Source organism: Brachybacterium sp. Marseille-Q7125 (assembly GCF_023062615.1).
Classification (GTDB): Bacteria; Actinomycetota; Actinomycetes; order Actinomycetales; family Dermabacteraceae; genus Brachybacterium.
In genome coordinates, this window is record NZ_JALLAL010000180.1 from 1 (window position 1) to 420 (window position 420).

1 protein-coding gene is annotated in these 420 nt (G+C 61.0%); it reads right to left on the bottom strand.

All coding sequences use genetic code 11. The features are described 5' to 3' along the window. Positions 1-11 precede the first annotated feature (11 nt). A complete protein-coding gene (locus MU407_RS14195; protein ID WP_246958460.1) occupies positions 12-281 on the bottom strand; it encodes a hypothetical protein in 270 nt (89 codons plus the stop codon). Between the last annotated feature and the right edge of the window lie 139 nt (positions 282-420).

Below are 420 nucleotides of genomic sequence, written 5' to 3' on the forward strand. Positions count from 1 at the left end.
GTCGGACTGGATCACCAGCTGGACTGCCTCGGCCTTGAACTGGGGACTGAACTTACGCCTGGATCTTCCTGCCATGTCCTTGATCCTTCCTCATAGAAGACTGTCCAAGAACCTTGGTACACCCCATCGACATCGAACGCTGCGCGAGAGGTGATGACGACGTCGAGGTCACTCCAGCCATCGATCAACGCCGGGTCGGTCACCGAACCGTAGGGATCGATGTCGGCGCCCGGAAGTGCATCTGTCATGGACGCCAAGAGATCTGTCTGCCAGCTGTTCATCCCTGGAGGCTAACCTCGATCTTTCATGGTGCTGCTGAGCGGCGGTGTCCGGCGTCGTTGCCGGTGTGCGCGAGCTGATTGTGGCATGAGGGTGTGACGGTCCGCCGCGTGTCGGTCGCGGTGGTCGGGCGTTCCGGTG

Bases quoted from the DNA above. Each gene is read 5' to 3' on its own strand.
- MU407_RS14195 (WP_246958460.1), bottom strand. From the start codon at position 281: ATGAACAGCTGGCAGACAGATCTCTTGGCGTCCATGACAGATGCACTT.